Genomic DNA, 17,958 nt, shown 5'->3' with positions numbered 1-17,958 from the left:
TGTCCCCTTCGTCTAGTGGCCTAGGACACCGCCCTTTCACGGCGGTAACAGGGGTTCGAGTCCCCTAGGGGACGCCATTTGCGGGAATAGCTCAGTTGGTAGAGCACGACCTTGCCAAGGTCGGGGTCGCGAGTTCGAGTCTCGTTTCCCGCTCCATATTTGACGAAAACGCCGCTCAACGAGTGGCGTTTTTGTTTGTAACAGATGTTAGAGTCCCTCAGGGGATGCTTTTTGCGGGAATAGCTCAGTTGGTAGAGCACGACCTTGCCAAGGTCGGGGTCGCGAGTTCGAGTCTCGTTTCCCGCTCCATATTTAACAAAAACGCCGCTCATTGAGCGGCGTTTTTGTTTGCGCGCGATTTATGCTCCTCGCAAAAAAAGCCCGCCAGTCAGTCTGCACGGGCCTTCTATGTGCGCGTCGTATCACATCGACAGGATCAACCGCCCCGCGAACAGGATCAGGATCACCCCCATGCTGCGTTCGAACCAGTGCCCCAGGCGCAGGAACAGCAACCTCACCCTGCTGCTGGAAAAGAACAAGGCGACGACTACAAACCACAGGGCATTCACCAGGCACATCCAGACACCGTATAGCGCCTGAATTTTCAGCGGTGTGGTGGTGCTGATGATCGTGGTGAAGATTGCCAGGAAAAACAGCGTGGCCTTGGGGTTGGTGGCATTGGTCAGAAAGCCTGTGGTAAAAGCCTTGAGCAGTGTTTGCTCGACGAGTGGCCTGTCCGTCGGTTCTTCGCCTTCCAGGACGGATTTCGGCCGGCTGCGCACCAGGCTCACGCCCAGGTAAAAAATGTAGGCACCCCCCACGACCTTGGCCGCCGTCAACAGCCAGGGAGTGGTATGCATCAGCGCACCGACGCCGAGCAGGGTGTAGAGCACGTGCACGGAAATCCCCGCACCAATGCCCAGTGCCGTGCAGATGCCAACCACTCGGCCGAAGCGCACGCTTTGGCGGATGGTGACCGCGAAGTCCGGGCCGGGGGCGACCACGGCCAGAAAGTGAATCGTTGCCAGTGCCAAAAACTCGCCCAGGTAATTGGAAAGCATCTCAACTCCAGAAAGTCAGGGGGGAAGCATTGCCGCGGTAGCCGACAAAGAATGAAAGGCTCAAGCGAGGATCGACCGAGCCCGGTGTTACCGAGTGCATGCGACGTGAGTTGAACATGATGAAATCCCCTGGCCCGGGAAGAATCTCCAGGCTCGGCTTGCCCAGCAGGGACGGATCGATGCCGTAGCTATCGCCACGCATGTCATCAAACTGCTCGGGGGTGATGTCGTGGTTCCATACCTGCAGCGCGCCGCCCTCGGCGGGCATGTTCAGGTAGAGGTTGCAGGCGAACTGCGCTGCCAGGCTCCTGGCCTGGAAACTGTCCGGGGCGTCCTTGGCGAAAATGTCGTGATGGGCGAGAAAGCACACGTCGGGTTCGACTACCCGCGACAACCCGACATACATCTTGCGGCCGTAGAGGCTTTCCAGGTGCGCGCCGGCTGGCCAGGACTCGTCGAGGATGCAGCGCAGGGTGTCGACCGGGGACGCGTAGGGTGCACAACGATTGCGCAACTGCGCGATGTTGCGGGTGGCGCGCTCGAAGTAATCCTCGATCAGCAGTGGCCGATTTTCCGTTTCGTAGAACGCCATGCCGATGCGACCGATGCTCGGCGCGTTGATATAGCCTTCAAATCCCGGCGCGAGGATCTTTTCGCCAATCTCGATTGCCAGCGCCGGAGGCAGCCAGCTCTTGATCCGGATGGCGAGTACTTCTTCGTTGGCCAGTTTTTTTATGCACGCCTCATCGAGACGCTCGACATCAAGCATCATGGTTCAGGTCCCTCTTTCGGAGAGTCAGCCAAGCTTGCGGATGCAGGCCTGGCTGGCGATGGCGATGACGGGAGCGCCATCGCCCAAAGGCTCAGTCCACGTGGTAGTGGACGGACAACGTGCCTTTCTTGTGCGAAAGGGACGAGATCGTGACCGTGCCCAGATCCTTCAGGCTACGTACATGGGTGCCACCACAGCCATAGGCGGGCAGTTCACCGAAACCGATTTCCCGGGCGCCTTCGCGCAGCGAGGTCAGGCGCGGCAGATCGTGGGCGATCCACTGTTCAAGGCCGTATTGAATGGTCTCGGCGTCTACGTCCTGGGCCGATTCTGCCGGTTTGAATTGCACGCGCCCTTCGCCGGGCCAGTGATGCGCCTTGATCGGCATCCAGCCCATGGCCTGGACGAAATGGCCAATCAGGTGGCCGGCCGAATGCATGCGCGTATTGAACTGACGGCGTTGCGCGTCGACCTGGATTCGGGTCATGCCAGGGTTGACCGGCTTATCGACGAAATGGACGATCCGCTCAGGATCCTGGAGTACGCGAAGTACCTGGCTGTCGCCGATCCAGCCAGTATCACAAGGTTGTCCGCCGCCTTGAGGGTGAAACAAGGTTGCACGCAGCACCACGGCGAATTCGTTCTCGTGGGGTGCGCAGTCCAGGACTTCCACATTGGCCTTGAGGTCATCACTATGGAAAAAGAGGCGAAGCGTCATATTCCATGCTCGTATTCAAATTTCTATTTTTTATTATATGAAGCGTGGATTAGCGTGATAATCCGTTCAAACATCAAAGGACTGTTGCGTTGTGAGCATAAATCTTCCACTGCCGTTGCTGGGTGAAATGGCAATTTTCGTCAAGGTCGTCGAAACCGGCAGCTTCTCCGAAGCCGCTCGCCAGTTGGGCTCTTCACCCTCGGCTGTGAGTCGCAGCATCTCGCGACTGGAGAAGGCCCTGGCCACCCGTTTGCTGCAGCGGACCACGCGCAAGTTACGTTTGAGCGACGGTGGCGAGGAGGTCTTCAAGCGCTGCCAGGAGATGGTCAACGCCGCCCGATCCGTCATGGAAATCAGTGGCCAGTTCACTGATGAGCCCGAGGGAGTGGTGCGCATCAGCGTCCCGAAGGCAGTGGGCCGAATCGTGATTCACCCGCATATACCGGAGTTCTTGCGCCGTTATCCCAAGGTGGATGTGGAGCTGTTGCTCGAGGATCGTCAGGTGGACCTGATCGACGATCACGTTGACCTGGCGATTCGCATCACCGATCGGCCGCCAGCGGGGTTGGTGGGGCGACAGTTGCTGAGCATCGACCATCTGCTCTGCGCCACACCCCAATATCTGGCCGAGCACGGCACGCCGACTCACCCCCATGACTTGCTCAACCACAGTTGCATTTACCTGGGCGAAACCCCGAGCGATGCGCGCTGGAAGTTCAAGAAAGGCAGCAAAACCGTAACGGTCGGTGTGCGTGGACGATATGCCGCCAATCACACGGGTGTACGTTTTGGCGCGGTGTTGCAGCACATCGGCATAGGCAGCCTGCCGTATTTCACGGCGCGTCGTGCCTTGGAGAAGGGCTTGATGGTGCAAGTGCTGCCGGACTGGACGTTTCTCGCGTCCTACCACGGAGGCGCCTGGTTGCTGTACTCGCCAACCCGATACCTGCCGCCCAAGCTACGGGTGTTGATCGATTACCTGGTGGAGTGTCTGGAGAAGGAGCCGACGTTGGGCAAGCCAGGAAAATCTGGCGGTCTGAGTACGCCTGTATCGGAGTATGAGCTGCCCGAGAGTGAAGGCTTGTTTTGAGGGTATGAAAAAGGCCCGCCTGTTCAACCATGCGGGCCTTTTTCATTATGCAATCCGGATCAGTGCTTGCTGTCCTGGTTCGACAATGCCAGCAGCTGTTTTTCCTGGTTCCAGTCGAAGGGTTCGTCATTCTGTTCGGCTTCGTAGCGACGCTCTTCCAGTGCCTGGTACAGGTCGATTTCTTCATCGGACAGGTAGTGCAGGCAGTCACCGGCGAAATACCACAGCAGATCCCGTGGAATCAGGTGGGCGATTTGCGGATAACGGGAAATGACTTGCGTCAGGATGTCCTGGCCCAGGTATTGGCTTTCGATCGGATCGATCGGCAGTGATGCCAGCAGTTCGTCGAAGCGCTCCAGGAACAAGGCATGGCTTTCTTCGGGAACCTGCTCGGCCTCACCTACGGCGACCAGGATGCTGCGCAGGTGGTCGAGCAAAACGAGATGATCGGCAACGATGTTGGACACGAGATAAGTCCTCAAGAGCAAAACGGGCGCGGGAGTATAAAGCTCCCGCGCGCATTTTCCCATGATGGAGAGCTGGATGGATCAGCGCACGTTACCAGCGGTCAGCGCTATTTCCTCTTTATCGAAATCATCGACATCGATCACCTTTCGCCGCGACGCCTGGGCCTCACGCAGCATGTGGGCTTCTCCCGGTTGCAACACGCCGGCCTCCAAGGCGGCATCGATGACATTTTCCCCGGCGACCGGTTTGACCTGGCCGCTCTTGAGCGCCACCTGCAGTTTCTTACGCAAGGGTTGCGCAGCGTTCAGCAGATTGCAGGTGTGCTGCAGGACACCAACAGGGTCTTCGAGCGATTGCGGGCGGTAGCAACCCAACAGCACTTCTTCCAGGGCCGGATCGCCCTTGGCGCGGCCGATCACCGCAGCAACTTCGGCGCCGAGTTTGTCCGATGGCCCTTTGTGGCGACGGCCGAACGGGAACACGATCACCCGCAACAGGCAACCCAGCACCTTGTTCGGAAAGTTGTTGAGCAGTTCGTCCATGGCTCGCTCGCCGTGCCCGAGGCTTTCCTCCATGGCCCAGGTAAACAGCGGTTTCATGTACTCCGGCGAGTCGAGGTCGTTGTAGCGCTTGAGCGCGGCACTGGCCAGGTACATGTTGCTCAGCACATCGCCCAGCCGTGCCGACAGGCGTTCGCGCCGTTTCAGTTCGCCGCCGAGCAGCATCATGCTGAGGTCGGCGAGCAGGGCGAATGCGGCAGCCTGACGGTTCAGCGCGCGGAAATAACCCTGGCTGAGCTTGTCGCCCGGCACGTGCTCCAGGTGCCCGAAACCCAGGTTCAACACCAGCGTAGTGGCGGCGTTGCCCACGGCAAAGCCGATGTGCTTGAGCAGCAGGTCATCGAACTCGGTGAGCGCCTGGTCCTTGTCCTCCCGAGTGGCCAGGGCCATTTCCTTGAGCACGAAGGGGTGGCAGCGAATCGCGCCCTGGCCGAAGATCATCAGGTTGCGTGAAAGAATGTTCGCGCCTTCCACGGTAATGAAGATCGGCGCGCCACACCATTTGCGAGCAAGGTAGTTGTTCGGCCCTTCGATGATCGCCTTGCCACCATGTACATCCATCGCCTGGCTGATGCACTCGCGGCCGCGCTCGGTGAGGTGATACTTGAGAATCGCCGACAGCACCGACGGTTTCTCACCGAGGTCCACCGCGTTGGCGGTCAGCATCCGCGCAGCGTCCATCATCCAGGCGTTGCCGCCGATGCGCGCCATGGCTTCCTGGATGCCTTCGAAAGCGGCAATCGGGACGTTGAACTGCTCGCGAACCTGCGCATATTGGCCTGTCACCAGGCTGGTGAACTTGGCCATGCCCGTGCCCACCGCCGGCAAGGAGATCGAACGCCCCACCGACAGGCAATTCATCAGCATCATCCAGCCTTTGCCGAGCATTTCCTGGCCGCCGATCAGGAATTCCAGCGGCACGAACACATCCTTGCCGGAGTTCGGGCCGTTCATGAAGGACGCACCCAGGGGCAGATGGCGACGGCCGATTTCCACGCCGGGGAGATCGGTTGGAATCAGCGCCAGGCTGATACCCAGGTCCTCTTCCTCACCCAGCAAGTGATCCGGGTCGTATGCCTTGAACGCCAGGCCGAGCAGGGTGGCTACCGGGCCCAGGGTGATGTAGCGCTTTTCCCAGTTCAGGCGCAGGCCGAGGGTCTCCTTGCCTTCCCATTCGCCTTTGCAGATCACGCCGGTGTCGGGCATGCCGCCGGCGTCCGAACCGGCCAGGGGACCGGTCAGGGCAAAACACGGAATTTCGTCGCCACGGGCCAGACGTGGCAGGTAATGGTTGCGCTGTTCGTCAGTGCCGTAATGCAGCAACAGTTCGGCCGGACCGAGGGAGTTCGGGACCATCACGGTAGAGGCGAGGTCACCGCTGTGACTCGCCAGTTTCATTGCCACTTGCGAGTGGGCATAGGCGGAGAAACCCTTGCCGCCAAACTCCTTGGGAATGATCAGGGCAAAGAAGCCCTGGTCCTTGATGTAAGCCCAGGCTTCGGCGGGCAAGTCCATGGTTTGACCGAGCTGCCAATCACTGACCATGGCGCAGAGTTCTTCGGTCGGGCCGTCGATGAAGGCCTGTTCTTCTTCGTTCAACTGCACCTTGGGATAGGACAGCAGTTTGTTCCAGTCCGGGCGACCGCTGAACAGCTCGCCGTCCCACCACACGGTGCCGGCTTCGATAGCATCGCGTTCGGTTTCCGACATCGGCGGCAGGGTTTTCTGGAACCAGTTGAACATCGGTGCGCTGAAGAATTTACGGCGCAGATCAGGCAAAAGCAGGGGCGCCGCCACGGCGGCGGTCAGCACCCAGAAAATCAGCAGCAGCCAACCCGGTGCGCGACTGAACGCGCCCATTGCCAGCAGATAGACAGCCACGATGCCCAAGGCAGGCAGCGGCGCGATGCGACGGTGGGCCAAATAAGCTATCCCGACAACCAGAACCAGTATCCACAACAGCAGCATATTTAATCCTCCGTGAACCCAGGGCGTACCAACCCACAGAGCTTAGACGGCATCCGTAAAACCGGGTGGTCAGAGCGAGGGGATCGGAATCGTGGGAAACCCTGGATGATTGTGTAGGCCTCAAGCGCGACAGACCGTGAAAAATCGTTCATTGAGCGGGCGGCAAAGCGCCCATGTTTGGCCGATACGTCGTTATCTCTGTGCTGAACCTCTCGTTAGACTGGACGCTTGCCCTGGACATTACCAGCATGGAGATTGCCCGCATGCACGAGTACCTGAGCCCCGGCCGCTTCATCGATAGTGACCACCCGTCGGTGGTGGAGTTCGCGGAAAAACACCGCGGTACCAGTCGTGACCCGCTCGAACAGGCGATCCAACTCTATTACGCCGTGCGCGAGGCGGTGCGCTACAACCCCTATACCTTCAGCCGCGATCCGCAGACCCTGTGCGGCAGTTATGCACTGGCGGCCGGGGAAAGTTATTGCGTGCCCAAAGCCACGCTGCTGGCCGGTGCCGCGCGGCATTGCGCGATACCTGCGCGAATCGGTCTGGCGGATGTGCGCAATCATCTGTCGACCCCGCGTCTACTCGAATTGCTCAAGAGCGACGTATTCGCCATGCACGGCTACACCGAGCTTTATCTGAACGGTCGTTGGGTCAAAGCCACTCCGGCGTTCAACCAGGGCTTGTGCGACCTGTTCAATGTGGCGCCGCTGGAATTCGACGGGATAAACGACAGCGTTTTCCATCCCTTCAATCGCGACGGCGAGAAATTGATGGAGTACATGATCGATCACGGCCAGTTTACCGACGTGCCTGAAAGGTTCTTCTTTGCACACCTTGAAAAGTGTTATCCGCACTTGTTCGGCGACCAACTGCCGGCGCTGCTGGGGGACATGCAGAGCGATTTGAGTCGCGCCTGATCCGGCGTATGCTGCCTGCGCATTCATCCATAAAGAGGCGGTCATGCTGAAGATCTGGGGTCGGAAAAACTCGTCGAATGTCAGGAAACCATTGTGGGCTGCCGAGGAACTGGGCCTGGCCTATGAGGCCATCGATGCGGGCGGGTCCTTTGGTGTCGTCGATACACCTGAGTACCGTGCCATGAACCCCAATGGTCGCGTGCCGGTAATTGAAGATGATGGATTCGTGTTGTGGGAATCCAACGCCATCGTGCGTTATCTGATGGCCAGGCATGCGCCGAATACACCGTGGTATCCGGCTGATTTGCAAGCGCGGGCCAGCGCCGAGAAATGGATGGACTGGACCACGTCCGGTTTTGCCGGGCCATTCCGTACGGTGTTTTGGGGCGTTTTGCGCACCCCGGCCGATCAACAGGACTGGTCCGCGATCAAGGCGGCGATCAAGGAGTGCGAAGCGCTGCTGGCGATGGCTGACCAGGCGCTGGCGACTCAGCCCTACCTGTCCGGTGACGAGATCGGCATGGGCGACATTCCCCTGGGCAGTTTCATTTATGCCTGGTTCGAGATGCCGATCGAGCGTTCGCCGCATCCCCATCTGCAGGCCTGGTACGCGCGGTTGAAACAGCGCCCGGCGTATCGCAAGGCAGTCATGACCGCGTTGACTTAATACTCACTATCGACACACTTGACTGTACTTGTGGGCTGGCGACAAGCACCATTGCGTCCATGCGCCGCGGTTGTTTTGCTTGCCGCCCGCCCATATCTGTTCCTTTCTTCCCTTCTTGGTGCGTAATCCGATATGAGTTCCGCTCTGTCCATCCGGCAGCTAACCAAAACCTACGGCAACGGTTTCCAGGCCTTGAGTGGTATCGATCTGGATGTCGCCGAAGGTGACTTCTTCGCCTTGCTCGGCCCCAACGGCGCCGGCAAATCCACGACCATTGGCATTCTGTCGACCCTGGTGAACAAGACCAGCGGCACAGTGAATATCTTCGGTCACGACCTGGACAAGAACCCGGCGGCGCTCAAGCGCTGCATCGGCGTCGTTCCCCAGGAGTTCAACTTCAACCAGTTCGAAAAGACCTTCGACATCGTCGTGACCCAGGCCGGTTACTACGGCATCCCGGCGAAAGTCGCCAAGGCGCGCGCCGAACAGTACCTGACCCAGCTCGGGCTGTGGGACAAGCGCGATGTGCCCTCGCGTTCGCTGTCGGGCGGCATGAAGCGTCGATTGATGATCGCCCGGGCACTGGTTCACGAACCGCGCCTGCTGATCCTCGACGAACCGACTGCGGGCGTGGACATCGAACTGCGTCGTTCGATGTGGACTTTCCTCACCGAGCTGAACAAGAAAGGCATCACGATCATCCTCACCACGCATTATCTGGAGGAGGCCGAGCAGTTGTGCCGCAACATCGGCATCATCGACCACGGGGTTATCGTCGAGAACACCAGCATGAAACAGTTGCTCGGCCAACTGCATGTCGAGACCTTCCTGCTGGATTTGAAGAACAATCTGAGCGCGCCGCCGCAGCTGCTGGGTTATCCATCACGCTTGCTCGATGGTCACACCCTGGAAGTCCAGGTGGATAAAAGCATGGGCATCACCGCGCTGTTCACTCAGCTGGCGCAGCAGAACATCGAAGTGCTGAGCCTGCGCAACAAAACCAATCGCCTCGAGGAGTTGTTCGTGTCCCTGGTGGAGAAAAATCTGTCGAAGGTGGCGGTATGAGTTCCGAGCTGCAACCCAACCTCGTTGCCCTCAACACCATCGTTTACCGTGAGGTCCGGCGCTTTACCCGGATCTGGCCGCAGACGCTGCTGCCGCCAGCGATCACCATGGTTCTGTACTTCGTGATCTTCGGCAACCTGATCGGTCGCCAGATCGGCGACATGGGTGGCTTCACTTACATGGAGTACATCGTGCCGGGCCTGATCATGATGTCGGTGATCACCAACTCCTACGGCAACGTGGTATCGAGTTTCTTCGGCAGCAAGTTCCAGCGCTCCATCGAAGAGTTGATGGTGTCGCCGGTGTCGCCGCACACCATTCTGATCGGCTACACCCTGGGTGGCGTGCTGCGCGGCCTGATGGTCGGGATCATCGTGACGCTGCTGTCGTTGTTCTTCACCGATTTGCAGGTGCATCACCTGGGTGTGACCATTCTGGTGGTGGTGCTGACGGCCACGATCTTCTCGCTGCTGGGCTTCATCAACGCCGTGTTTGCGCGCAACTTCGATGACATCTCGATCATCCCGACCTTTGTGCTGACGCCTTTGACCTACCTGGGCGGGGTGTTCTACTCGATCTCGTTGCTGCCGCCGTTCTGGCAGACCGTGTCCCTGGCCAACCCGGTCCTGCACATGGTCAATGCCTTCCGTTACGGCATTCTCGGGGTGTCGGATATTCGGATCAGCATTGCGATCACCTTCATGCTGGTGGCGACCGTGGTCCTGTACCTCGGGTGCGCGCGGTTGCTGGTGAGTGGGCGGGGGATGCGTACCTGATCATTGCTCGCGGATGTACCCGATCTACTGACCACCTATGGTTTCGTTCCCCTGTGAGCTGCCGCATTTCAAATCAAAACGGCGCCTGAAGGCGCCGTTTTGCATTGTCACAGCCGACTTTGCTTGCGCCGCCGCCATTGTCGCGCCACCCACCAGCGCCAATACATCATGACTATGAAATAGGCCAGCGCCCCCAGCACCAACCCTGTCACCACCGACCCCAGCAAAAACGGCTGCCACAGGGTCGAGAGCTCGCCGCTGATCCATTCCCAGGTCAGCTCGTCCGGCAGATGCCGTGCAGGAACGTCCATCAGCCAGGCACCGGTCTGGTAGGTGCAGAAGAACACGGCCGGCATGGTGATCGGGTTGGTCAGCCAGACCAGGCTAACCGCAATCGGCATGTTGCCACGCACGATGATCGCGAAAATCGCCGCCACCAGCATCTGCAATGGAATCGGCAGGAATGCCGCGAACAGGCCGACCGCCATGGCCCGGGCCACGGAATGGCGATTGAGGTGCCAGAGGTTCGGGTCATGCAGCAGGGTGCCGAGAAAGCGTAAGGACTTGTGTTCCCTGATGCTGGTCGGGTCTGGCATGTAGCGTTTGAATAATCGCCGGGGCATAAGGCTTCTCGGTCGGTCAGGTCGGCAAGTATGTCTGGATTCCATGAAGCGCCCATTCAGACTTTGTGACAATTGTTAACGACGGACGTGCCCTGCGCGGGCTATGCCTAGGGACGGGACTCTCAAGGACGAGCTTATGCGCACAGGGATGATGGCGCTGGCGTTGGGTCTGCTGGCCCTGCGTTTTTTGCCGGTGTTACCGCCGGTCTGGTTGTGGTTATCGATGCCGGTGGCCGGCTTGATGTTGCTGCCGTTCAGGACGTATCCGGCGGCGTTTTTCCTGTTCGGCCTGAGTTGGGCCTGCGCCCATGCACAGTGGGCCCTGGATGATCGGCTGGCGCCGGGCCTCGACGGGGAAACGCGCTGGCTCGAAGGACGGGTCACCGGGTTGCCGCAGAACGCCGAGGGTGTGGTGCGTTTTGAACTGAGCGACAGCCAGTCACGCCGCAGCGACCTGCCGCGACATTTGCGCCTGGCCTGGTACGACGGCCCGCCGGTCAACAGCGGCGAACGCTGGCGGCTGGCGGTCAAGCTGAAGCGACCTGTGGGATTGCTCAATCCCCATGCCTTCGACTATGAGGCCTGGCTGTTGGCGCAACGTATCGGTGCGACCGGAACCGTCAAGGCCGGGGAGCGACTCGCGCCAGCCCGGTGGGCCTTGCGCGACGGTGTCCGCCAGCGGCTACAGGCCGTGGACGCTCAAGGTCGAACAGGCGTACTGACGGCCTTGGTGCTAGGTGACGGCGCGGGACTCAGTCGCGAGGAATGGCAGGTGTTGCAAGACACCGGCACCGTTCATCTGCTGGTGATTTCCGGGCAACACGTCGGCTTGTTGGCGGGACTGGTCTATCTGTTGATCGCCGGGCTTGCCCGTTATGGATTGTGGCCGGCGCGTCTGCCATGGTTGCCCTGGGCCTGTGGCCTGGCTTTTCTGGCGGCCCTTGGCTATGGGCTGTTGGCCGGCTTCGAAGTGCCGGTTCGCCGAGCTTGCCTGATGATTGGCCTGGTGCTGCTGTGGCGCGTGCGTTTTCGTCACCTGGGTGCCTGGTGGCCTCTGTTGCTGGCACTCGATGGCGTCTTGCTGATGGACCCGTTGGCGAGCCTGCAACCAGGTTTCTGGTTGTCTTTCGCAGCGGTGGCGGTGTTGATCTTCACGTTCGGTGGCCGCCTGGGGCCCTGGCCATGGTGGCAAACCTGGACCCGTGCCCAGTGGCTGATCGCTATTGGCCTTGGCCCGTTTCTGCTGGTCCTGGGGTTGCCGATCAGCCTCAGCGGGCCGCTGGTCAATCTGCTGGCGGTGCCCTGGATCAGCCTGGTGGTGCTGCCCCCGGCCTTGCTCGGGACTCTGTTGTTGCCGGTGCCCTACGTCGGCGAGTGGTTGCTGTGGCTGGCGGGCGGTTTGATCGATTGGCTGTTCACCGGGCTGGCCGTGGTCGCGGGCAAGGCTCCCGCGTGGGTGCCCGCAGCGATCCCCCTGTGGGTTTGGGGCATCGGTACTTTCGGCGCCTTTCTGTTGCTGCTGCCGCGAGGCGTACCCATGCGTCCGCTAGGCTGGCCGTTGCTGCTGCTCCTGGTGTTCCCCCCGCGACCGATGCTGCCCGAGGGTATTGCCGAGGTCTGGCAGCTGGATGTTGGCCAAGGGTTGGCGATCATGGTGCGCACTCGCCATCACACGCTGCTGTATGACGCGGGTCCGCGTTTTCGTGATCTCGACGAGGGGGCACGGGTCGTCCTTCCAGCACTACGGAAACTGGGCGTGAAGGAACTCGACCTGATGTTGATCAGCCATGCCCATGCCGATCATGCCGGTGGCGCCCGTGCAGTCGCCGATGGGTTGCCGGTGAAGCGGGTGCTCAGCGGAGAACCTGCCGACCTGCCTGCCGGGTTGCAGGCCGAGGGCTGCGAGAGTGGCCGACAATGGATGTGGGATGGGGTCAGTTTCCAACTATGGCATTGGCCACAGGCCAGGGACAGCAACCAGAATTCCTGCGTGTTGCAGATCGAGGCCAATGGCGAGCGCTTGCTGCTCAGCGGTGACATCGACAGCAGTGCCGAGCGCGCGCTGCTCGACAGTCCACTGGCCGTGCCCACCGATTGGTTGCAGGCACCGCATCACGGTAGTCGCAGTTCGTCTTCGATGGCGCTGCTCAACGTCCTGCAGCCCAGGGCGGCGCTGATCTCCCGTGGGCAGGGCAACTCGTTCGGCCATCCACACTCCGTTGTGATTGAGCGCTATCGAAATCGCGGGACGGCGATCTATGACAGTGCGCTGCAAGGTGCCGTTCATCTGCAACTGGGGCGTTTCGAAGCGCCGCGCTCGATGCGTCAGGAACGGCGCTTCTGGCGCGATCCGCCACCCTCGAGCAAATAGCCGGAAGTGATCAAAGGGCGACCGGATGCGACATCACGGTCTTCGGTGCGCCCACCCCCTATGTTAGAGTGGCGCACTTTTTCGAGGGGACTGTCACTGTGTGGGAATTGGTCAAATCCGGCGGCTGGATGATGCTGCCGATCATCCTGAGTTCCATCGCGGCAATGGCAATCGTTGCCGAACGTCTGTGGACCCTGCGAGCCAGTCGCGTGACCCCTGAGCATTTGCTCGGGCAGGTCTGGGTCTGGATCAAGGACAAGCAACTGAACAAGGAAAAGCTCAAGGAGCTGCGCGCCAATTCGCCGTTGGGCGAGATCCTGGCCGCAGGCCTGGCCAACTCCCGGCATGGTCGCGAGATCATGAAGGAGTGTATCGAAGAGGCCGCCGCGCGGGTCATCCATGAGCTGGAGCGCTACATCAATGCCCTTGGCACCATCGCCGCCATGGCCCCTTTGCTGGGGCTGCTGGGTACGGTGCTGGGCATGATCGATATTTTCAGTGCGTTCATGGGCACGGGCATGGCCACCAACGCCGCCGTGCTGGCCGGGGGTATCTCCAAGGCACTGATCACCACGGCCGCCGGCTTGATGGTCGGTATCCCGTCGGTATTCTTCCACCGTTTCCTGCAACGCCGGATCGATGAGCTGGTGGTGGGCATGGAGCAGGAAGCGATCAAGCTGGTCGAAGTCGTGCAGGGTGATCGTGACGTGGACCTGGCGGGAGGCAAAGCGTGAAATTCCGCCGCAAGCAACGGGAGAATGTGGACATCAACCTCGCGTCGCTGATCGACGTGGTGTTTATCCTGCTGCTGTTTTTTGTCGTGACCACGACGTTCACTCGTGAAACCCAATTGCGCGTCGATCTGCCCGAAGCGGTCAGCGGCGCGCCTTCCGATGACCAGACCCGGCAGCTGGATATCGCGATCAGCGCCGACGGGGTGTTCTCGGTGAACAACCAGGTATTGCCCAAAAGCGACCTGGCAACGTTGATGGATGCCCTGCAGAAACAATCCAATGGCGACACCAGCCGGCCGCTGTCCATCAGCGCCGACGGAAAATCCCAGCATCAGTCGGTCATCACCGCCATGGACGCCGCCGGCAAGCTCGGCTTCAGCCATTTGCGCATGACCACAGTCGAGGCGGCGCCGCCCGCGCCCTGATGGCCATGTCCGATCGCCTGCTCGCCGCGTGGTACCGGGGGCATCCGGCCCTGAAACTGCTGCAGCCGCTGGAGTGGCTGTACCGGCGCGTGGTCAACAACAAGCGCAAGCGCTTTCTGGCGGGCGAGGGTGAGATCTATCAGCCACCGGTCCCGCTGATCGTGGTGGGCAACATCACCGTCGGCGGCACCGGCAAGACCCCGCTGATCCTGTGGATGATCCAGCACTGTCAACGCAGCGGCTTGCGGGTTGGCGTGGTCAGCCGCGGTTACGGCGCGAAGCCTGCGCAATTGCCGTGGCGGGTCGAGGCGGATCAAAGCGCCGACATCGCTGGCGATGAGCCACTGTTGATCGTGCAGCGTACCGGGGTGCCATTGATGATCGATCCGGATCGCAGTCGCGCGGTCAAAGCCTTGCTGGCCAGTGAACCGCTGGACCTGATCCTGTCCGATGACGGCATGCAGCATTACCGTCTGGCTCGGGATCTGGAACTGGTGCTGATCGACGCTGCCCGTGGCTTGGGTAACCGGCGTTGCTTGCCGGCCGGGCCATTGCGTGAGCCGGTCGAGCGTCTGCAAAGTGTCGACGCGGTGCTCTACAACGGTGCCACGGCCGACAGCGACGACGGCTTTGCCTTCCAGTTGCAACCGACAGCACTGGTCAACCTGCAAAGCGGCGAACGGCGCCCGCTCGATCACTTTCCCGCGGGCCAGGCGCTGCATGCCGTGGCCGGGATCGGTAACCCGCAGCGTTTCTTCAAGACCCTTGAAACGTTACACTGGCAGCCGGTCCCGCATGCGTTCGCCGACCACGCCGAATACAGCGTGCAGGCCTTGAATTTCAATCCGCCATTGCCATTGGTGATGACTGAAAAGGACGCGGTGAAGTGCCGTGCCTTCGCCGCCGCCGACTGGTGGTACCTGGCGGTCGACGCTGTGCCGTCGCCAGCCTTCACGGCCTGGTTCGATACACAGTTGATGCGCCTGTTGCCGGCTCGTCTTTTGCCTTAACTCCGTTTCTATCCAGGGAATGTTCATGGACACCAAATTGCTCGACATCCTCGCTTGCCCGGTCTGCAAAGGTCCGCTCAAGCTCAGCGCCGACAAGACCGAGCTGATCAGCAAGGGCGCTGGCCTTGCGTACCCGATTCGCGACGGCATCCCGGTCATGCTCGAAACCGAAGCCCGCACCCTGACCACCGACGAGCGTCTGGATAAATGACTACAGCCTTTACCGTTGTTATTCCTGCGCGTTATGCCTCGACCCGTCTGCCGGGCAAGCCACTGCTGTTGATCGCCGGCAAGCCGATGATCCAGCACGTGTGGGAACAGGCGTGCAAAAGCAGCGCCGAGCGTGTGGTCGTGGCCACGGACGATGCGCGCATCGCCCAGGCCTGCGAAGGCTTTGGTGCGCAAGTGGTGATGACCCGCGTAGATCACAACTCCGGCACCGATCGCCTGGCAGAAGTCGCGGCGAAGCTGGGCCTGGCGCCTGATGCCATCGTGGTCAACGTCCAGGGTGACGAGCCGCTGATCCCGCCGAGTGTCATCGATCAGGTGGCCGTCAACCTGGCGGCCCACCCTGAAGCGCGCATGGCCACGCTGGCCGAGCCGATCGAAGACGTCGAGAGCCTGTTCAACACCAACGTGGTCAAGGTTGTCAGCGACCTCAATGGCCTGGCACTGACCTTCAGTCGCGCTACTTTGCCATGGGCACGTGACACCTTCGCCAAGAGCCTCGAGCAAATGCCGCAAGGTGTGCCGTATCGCCGCCACATCGGCATTTATGCCTACCGCGCCGGTTTCCTCCATGACTTCGTCAGCTGGGGCCCGTGCTGGCTGGAAAACACCGAGTGCCTGGAACAGCTGCGAGCCTTGTGGCACGGAGTGCGGATTCACGTCGCCGATGCGCTGATCGCGCCGCCGGCCGGTGTCGATACCCTTGAAGACCTTGAGCGCGTTCGTCGCCTGCTGGAGGCCTGATGCGGGTTCTGTTTGTCTGCCTGGGCAATATCTGCCGTTCACCCACGGCCGAGGGCGTACTGCGGTATAAATTGCGCGAAGCGGGGTTGGCCGATCAAGTCGAAGTGGCCTCCGCCGGTACCGGCGACTGGCACGTGGGCAGTGCCCCGGACAAGCGCAGCCAGGCAGCGGCGAAAAAGCGTGGTTATGATTTGTCCGCCCAGCGCGCCCAGCAGGTCACCCGTGCCGACTTCGCCGAGTACGACCTGATCCTGGCGATGGACAACAGCAACTTGCGCCACCTCATGGATCTGCAACCGGCCAACGCCAGAGCGGAGCTGGACCTGTTCCTGCGTCGCTACCCCTTGTATATCGATGAGGTTCCGGACCCCTATAACGACAGTGAATACGGCTTTGAAATGGTGCTGGACCTGATCGAGCGCGCCAGTGACCTGCTGGTGATCGAACTGAAGGAACGGTTATGAGTTTGCAACTGCGATCAGGGGTCTCGCTCAAGCCGTTCAACAGCTTTGGCGTGGATGTCCAGGCCCGACTGTTTGCCGAGGCCCACAGCGATGCCGATGTGCGTGAGGCCCTGGCCTATGCGCGGGAGCATCAGGTGCCCTTGCTGGTGATCGGCGGTGGCAGCAATTTGCTGCTGACAGCCGACGTTGAATCGCTGGTGCTGCGCATGGCCACCCGTGGTATACGCGTGATCAGCGACGATGGCAGCAAAGTCGTGATTGAAGCCGAAGCGGGCGAGCCATGGCACCCGTTCGTGCAACACACCTTGGTGCAGGGCTTGTCGGGCCTGGAAAACCTCAGCCTGATTCCCGGCACCGTGGGCGCCGCGCCCATGCAGAACATCGGCGCCTATGGCGTGGAGATCAAGGACGTGTTCGCCGGCCTGACCGCCCTTGATCGCCACAGTGGCGAGTTGCGCGACTTCAGCCTGCAGGAGTGCAACTTCGCTTACCGCGATAGCCTGTTCAAGCAGGAGCCTGGGCGCTGGCTGATCCTGCGCGTGCGTTTCATCCTCGATCGCACGGCACACCTGCACCTGGAATACGGACCTGTGCGTCAGCGCCTGACCGAGCAGGGTATCGACCATCCGACGGCCACGGACGTCAGCCAAGCCATCTGCAGCATTCGCAACGAGAAACTCCCGGACCCGGCGGTACTCGGCAATGCTGGCAGCTTTTTCAAAAATCCCCTGGTGCCAGCGGCGCTGGTCGCACAGCTCAAGGGCGAATACCCGGACCTGGTGGCGTACGCGCAACCCGATGGGCAGATGAAGCTGGCAGCTGGCTGGTTGATCGAGCGGGCAGGGTGGAAAGGGTTTCGTGATGCCGATGCCGGCGTGCACAAAATGCAAGCCTTGGTGCTGGTCAACTATGGCAGTGCGACCGGTTTACAGCTGCTGAGCCTGGCACAGCGCATCCAGAAAGACATTTCAGAGCGTTTCCATGTCGATCTGGAAATGGAGCCCAACCGATATTGAAGCTAAGCTTTCATGACGGATTGCCAAAGCCCTGCATAACTCAAGTTGTGCAGGGCTTTTTTGTTAATGCAGGCTTAACCTGCCCTGCTGACGATGCAAGCATTTGTTCCACCAAAGGCCCGGTGCAGACGTGTCCGTTCGCACAAGAGAGCCCATTAGCCTGAGTCGATCTGCGTCATCCACCCAAGATCCAGCGGCAGATTGCTCGACCCCATCACCCAAGCACTATGCGGGCGTGCCCATGATTACCCTTAAACTCAACGGTCAAGACCATT

Annotated in this window: 19 protein-coding genes and 3 tRNA genes; 16 read left to right on the top strand and 6 right to left on the bottom strand. The window is 60.5% G+C overall.

Annotated features, from left to right (window positions below):
- Position 1: 1 nt before the first annotated feature.
- The 3 genes from NQL71_RS27170 (at position 2) to NQL71_RS27160 (ending at position 309) form a co-directional block, all read left to right on the top strand.
- Positions 2 to 77: transfer RNA gene (locus NQL71_RS27170), tRNA-Glu, on the top strand.
- A 3-nt stretch (positions 78 to 80) separates the two neighbouring features.
- Positions 81 to 156, top strand: a tRNA-Gly gene (locus tag NQL71_RS27165).
- A gap of 77 nt (positions 157 to 233) precedes the next feature.
- Positions 234 to 309: transfer RNA gene (locus tag NQL71_RS27160), tRNA-Gly, on the top strand.
- A gap of 113 nt (positions 310 to 422) precedes the next feature.
- Here NQL71_RS27160 and NQL71_RS27155 read toward each other — a convergent pair.
- The 3 genes from NQL71_RS27155 to NQL71_RS27145 all read right to left on the bottom strand — a co-directional run bounded on the left by NQL71_RS27155 (position 423) and on the right by NQL71_RS27145 (position 2,551).
- Positions 423 to 1,061, bottom strand: coding sequence for a LysE family translocator (locus NQL71_RS27155; RefSeq protein WP_077185628.1), 639 nt, complete (start codon positions 1,059 to 1,061; stop codon positions 423 to 425).
- A 1-nt stretch (position 1,062) separates the two neighbouring features.
- A complete protein-coding gene (locus tag NQL71_RS27150) occupies positions 1,063 to 1,833 on the bottom strand; it encodes a 2OG-Fe(II) oxygenase (protein WP_166621462.1) in 771 nt (256 codons plus the stop codon).
- Positions 1,834 to 1,924: 91 nt separating this feature from the next.
- Positions 1,925 to 2,551, bottom strand: a complete 627-nt coding sequence (locus tag NQL71_RS27145; RefSeq protein ID WP_077185629.1) for an alanyl-tRNA editing protein — start codon at positions 2,549 to 2,551, stop codon at positions 1,925 to 1,927.
- A 91-nt stretch (positions 2,552 to 2,642) separates the two neighbouring features.
- Here NQL71_RS27145 and NQL71_RS27140 point away from each other — a divergent pair, with 91 nt between their 5' ends.
- Positions 2,643 to 3,641, top strand: a complete 999-nt coding sequence (locus tag NQL71_RS27140) for a LysR family transcriptional regulator (RefSeq protein WP_046817697.1) — start codon at positions 2,643 to 2,645, stop codon at positions 3,639 to 3,641.
- A gap of 59 nt (positions 3,642 to 3,700) precedes the next feature.
- On the opposite strand, the gene NQL71_RS27135 is transcribed toward NQL71_RS27140, so the two are convergent.
- Positions 3,701 to 4,108, bottom strand: a complete 408-nt coding sequence (locus NQL71_RS27135) for a PA2817 family protein (protein WP_046817696.1) — start codon at positions 4,106 to 4,108, stop codon at positions 3,701 to 3,703.
- A gap of 81 nt (positions 4,109 to 4,189) precedes the next feature.
- Positions 4,190 to 6,637 carry an acyl-CoA dehydrogenase gene (locus NQL71_RS27130; RefSeq protein WP_274643657.1) on the bottom strand — a complete coding sequence of 816 codons (2,448 nt, stop codon included), beginning with the start codon at positions 6,635 to 6,637 and terminating at the stop codon, positions 4,190 to 4,192.
- 263 nt (positions 6,638 to 6,900) lie between these two features.
- On the opposite strand from NQL71_RS27130, the gene NQL71_RS27125 reads away from it, so the two are divergent.
- The 4 genes from NQL71_RS27125 to NQL71_RS27110 all read left to right on the top strand — a co-directional run bounded on the left by NQL71_RS27125 (position 6,901) and on the right by NQL71_RS27110 (position 10,068).
- Positions 6,901 to 7,560: a transglutaminase-like domain-containing protein gene (locus tag NQL71_RS27125; protein WP_077185632.1), complete on the top strand. Its 660-nt coding sequence runs from the start codon at positions 6,901 to 6,903 to the stop codon at positions 7,558 to 7,560.
- Positions 7,561 to 7,603: 43 nt separating this feature from the next.
- Entirely contained in the window at positions 7,604 to 8,227 is a 624-nt protein-coding gene (locus tag NQL71_RS27120) for a glutathione S-transferase family protein (RefSeq protein WP_077185633.1), read from the top strand.
- A gap of 132 nt (positions 8,228 to 8,359) precedes the next feature.
- Positions 8,360 to 9,292 (top strand): ABC transporter ATP-binding protein, encoded by a 933-nt coding sequence (locus NQL71_RS27115; protein ID WP_046817692.1) that lies wholly within the window; start codon positions 8,360 to 8,362, stop codon positions 9,290 to 9,292.
- On the top strand, positions 9,289 to 10,068 hold the full coding sequence (locus tag NQL71_RS27110; protein ID WP_034149978.1) for an ABC transporter permease: 780 nt from the start codon (positions 9,289 to 9,291) through the stop codon (positions 10,066 to 10,068). The genes NQL71_RS27115 and NQL71_RS27110 overlap by 4 nt, the downstream gene beginning before the upstream one ends.
- Before the next feature lie 107 nt (positions 10,069 to 10,175).
- Here NQL71_RS27110 and NQL71_RS27105 read toward each other — a convergent pair whose 3' ends face one another.
- A complete protein-coding gene (locus tag NQL71_RS27105; protein WP_046817691.1) occupies positions 10,176 to 10,691 on the bottom strand; it encodes a DUF2062 domain-containing protein in 516 nt (171 codons plus the stop codon).
- A 136-nt stretch (positions 10,692 to 10,827) separates the two neighbouring features.
- Between NQL71_RS27105 and NQL71_RS27100 the strand changes: the two genes are divergently transcribed.
- The 8 genes from NQL71_RS27100 to murB all read left to right on the top strand — a co-directional run bounded on the left by NQL71_RS27100 (position 10,828) and on the right by murB (position 17,683).
- Complete coding sequence (locus NQL71_RS27100) at positions 10,828 to 13,062, top strand: DNA internalization-related competence protein ComEC/Rec2 (RefSeq protein ID WP_274643656.1); 2,235 nt, start codon at positions 10,828 to 10,830, stop codon at positions 13,060 to 13,062.
- A gap of 98 nt (positions 13,063 to 13,160) precedes the next feature.
- Positions 13,161 to 13,796 carry a flagellar polar localization protein PocA gene (gene pocA, locus NQL71_RS27095; protein ID WP_046817689.1) on the top strand — a complete coding sequence of 212 codons (636 nt, stop codon included), beginning with the start codon at positions 13,161 to 13,163 and terminating at the stop codon, positions 13,794 to 13,796.
- Positions 13,793 to 14,221, top strand: a complete 429-nt coding sequence (gene pocB, locus NQL71_RS27090; RefSeq protein WP_046817688.1) for a flagellar polar localization protein PocB — start codon at positions 13,793 to 13,795, stop codon at positions 14,219 to 14,221. The genes pocA and pocB overlap by 4 nt, the downstream gene beginning before the upstream one ends.
- On the top strand, positions 14,221 to 15,231 hold the full coding sequence (gene lpxK, locus NQL71_RS27085) for a tetraacyldisaccharide 4'-kinase (RefSeq protein WP_166621457.1): 1,011 nt from the start codon (positions 14,221 to 14,223) through the stop codon (positions 15,229 to 15,231). Before pocB ends, lpxK begins: the two co-directional genes overlap by 1 nt.
- A gap of 25 nt (positions 15,232 to 15,256) precedes the next feature.
- Positions 15,257 to 15,442 carry a Trm112 family protein gene (locus NQL71_RS27080; protein ID WP_007945752.1) on the top strand — a complete coding sequence of 62 codons (186 nt, stop codon included), beginning with the start codon at positions 15,257 to 15,259 and terminating at the stop codon, positions 15,440 to 15,442.
- On the top strand, positions 15,439 to 16,203 hold the full coding sequence (gene kdsB / locus NQL71_RS27075; RefSeq protein WP_046817686.1) for a 3-deoxy-manno-octulosonate cytidylyltransferase: 765 nt from the start codon (positions 15,439 to 15,441) through the stop codon (positions 16,201 to 16,203). Before NQL71_RS27080 ends, kdsB begins: the two co-directional genes overlap by 4 nt.
- Positions 16,203 to 16,667 (top strand): low molecular weight protein-tyrosine-phosphatase, encoded by a 465-nt coding sequence (locus NQL71_RS27070; RefSeq protein ID WP_046817685.1) that lies wholly within the window; start codon positions 16,203 to 16,205, stop codon positions 16,665 to 16,667. The genes kdsB and NQL71_RS27070 overlap by 1 nt, the downstream gene beginning before the upstream one ends.
- On the top strand, positions 16,664 to 17,683 hold the full coding sequence (gene murB, locus NQL71_RS27065; RefSeq protein ID WP_274643655.1) for a UDP-N-acetylmuramate dehydrogenase: 1,020 nt from the start codon (positions 16,664 to 16,666) through the stop codon (positions 17,681 to 17,683). Before NQL71_RS27070 ends, murB begins: the two co-directional genes overlap by 4 nt.
- The last annotated feature ends 275 nt before the right edge of the window (positions 17,684 to 17,958 follow it).

Source organism: Pseudomonas serbica, assembly GCF_028823535.1.
GTDB lineage: Bacteria > Pseudomonadota > Gammaproteobacteria > Pseudomonadales > Pseudomonadaceae > Aquipseudomonas > Aquipseudomonas serbica.
This window is presented reverse-complemented; position numbering and strand designations above follow the sequence as displayed.